Genomic DNA, 2,335 nt, shown 5'->3' with positions numbered 1-2,335 from the left:
ATCCAGTACTGAATCCATAGGTGCTGGAGGCAAACGCGGGGAACTGAAACATCTAAGTACCCGTAGGAACAGAAATCAATTGAGATTCCGTCAGTAGCGGCGAGCGAACGCGGATTAGCCCTTAAGCTGGTGACTGATTAGGAGAACGGTCTGGGAAGGCCGACCATAGTGGGTGATAGTCCCGTATCCGAAAATCTGATCCAGTGAAATCGAGTAGGTCGGAGCACGTGAAACTTTGACTGAATGTGGGGGGACCATCCTCCAAGGCTAAATACTCCTGGCTGACCGATAGTGAACCAGTACCGTGAGGGAAAGGCGAAAAGAACCCCGGAGAGGGGAGTGAAATAGAACCTGAAACCGTGTACGTACAAGCAGTCGGAGCCTCCTTGTGGGGTGACGGCGTACCTTTTGTATAATGGGTCAGCGACTTAATTTCAGTAGCGAGGTTAACCGTTTAGGGGAGCCGTAGGGAAACCGAGTCTTAATAGGGCGTTTAGTTGCTGGGATTAGACCCGAAACCGGGCGATCTATCCATGGGCAGGTTGAAGATGCGGTAACACGCATTGGAGGACCGAACCGACTACCGTTGAAAAGTTAGCGGATGACCTGTGGATCGGAGTGAAAGGCTAATCAAGCTCGGAGATAGCTGGTTCTCCCCGAAAGCTATTTAGGTAGCGCCTCGGACGAATACCACTGGGGGTAGAGCACTGTTTCGGCTAGGGGGTCATCCCGACTTACCAACCCGATGCAAACTCCGAATACCAGTGAGTACTATCCGGGAGACACACGGCGGGTGCTAACGTCCGTCGTGAAGAGGGAAACAACCCAGACCGCCAGCTAAGGTCCCCAAATTCCAGTTAAGTGGGAAACGATGTGGGAAGGCTCAGACAGCTAGGAGGTTGGCTTAGAAGCAGCCACCCTTTAAAGAAAGCGTAATAGCTCACTAGTCGAGTCGGCCTGCGCGGAAGATGTAACGGGGCTCAAACTGGATACCGAAGCTGCGGCAGCAGACTTGTTCTGCTGGGTAGGGGAGCGTTCTGTAAGTCAGTGAAGGTGTGTCGAGAGGCATGCTGGAGATATCAGAAGTGCGAATGCTGACGTGAGTAACGATAATGGGGGTGAAAAACCTCCACGCCGAAAGACCAAGGTTTCCTGCGCAACGCTAATCGGCGCAGGGTGAGTCGGCCCCTAAGGCGAGGCAGAAATGCGTAGCTGATGGGAAACAGGCTAATATTCCTGTACTTCTTATAACTGCGATGGAGAGACGGAGAAGGCTATGCCTACCGGGCGTTGGTTGTCCCGGGGAAAGGCCGTAGGCTGAGAACTTAGGCAAATCCGGGTTCTTAAGGCTGAGAGTCGAGACCACTGGTCCTTTGAGACCGGGAAGTGGTTGATGCCATGCTTCCAGGAAAATCTTCTAAGCTTCAGGTTATAAGGAACCGTACCCCAAACCGACACAGGTGGTTGGGATGAGTATTCTAAGGCGCTTGAGAGAACTCGGGTGAAGGAACTAGGCAAAATTGTACCGTAACTTCGGGAGAAGGTACGCCGCTGACGGTGACGAGACTTGCTCTCTGAGCTATTGGCGGTCGCAGTGAAAAGGCCCCTGCAACTGTTTATTAAAAACACAGCACTCTGCAAACGCGTAAGCGGACGTATAGGGTGTGACGCCTGCCCGGTGCCGGAAGGTTAATTGATGGGGTTAGCTTCGGCGAAGCTCTTGATCGAAGCCCCGGTAAACGGCGGCCGTAACTATAACGGTCCTAAGGTAGCGAAATTCCTTGTCGGGTAAGTTCCGACCTGCACGAATGGCGTAATGATGGGGGCGCTGTCTCCACCCGAGACTCAGTGAAATCGAAATCGCAGTGAAGATGCTGTGTACCCGCGGCTAGACGGAAAGACCCCGTGAACCTTTACTACAGCTTCACAGTGGACTTTGAGCCTGCTTGTGTAGGATAGCTGGGAGACTTTGAAGCAGTGACGCCAGTCATTGTGGAGTCGTCCTTGAAATACCAGCCTGGCATGTTTGAGGTTCTAACCTAGGCCCGTTATCCGGGTCGGGGACATTGTGTGGTGGGTAGTTTGACTGGGGCGGTCTCCTCCCAAAGAGTAACGGAGGAGCACAAAGGTACCCTCAGCACGGTCGGACATCGTGCAACGAGCGTAAAGGTAGAAGGGTGCTTGACTGCGAGACCTACAAGTCGAGCAGGTGCGAAAGCAGGTCTTAGTGATCCGGTGGTTCTGTATGGAAGGGCCATCGCTCAACGGATAAAAGGTACTCCGGGGATAACAGGCTGATACCGCCCAAGAGTTCATATCGACGGCGGTGTTTGGC

At 53.1% G+C, this 2,335-nt stretch carries 1 rRNA gene; it reads left to right on the top strand.

Annotated elements, in window-relative coordinates:
- Positions 1-2,335 (top strand): 23S ribosomal RNA (locus tag A11A3_RS17060); the annotation flags it as partial.

Origin of the sequence: Alcanivorax hongdengensis A-11-3, assembly GCF_000300995.1 — a bacterium.
Classification (GTDB): domain Bacteria; phylum Pseudomonadota; class Gammaproteobacteria; order Pseudomonadales; family Alcanivoracaceae; genus Alcanivorax; species Alcanivorax hongdengensis.
The sequence above is the reverse complement of the archived record's forward strand: the minus strand, read 5'-3'. Positions and strand labels throughout refer to the sequence as shown.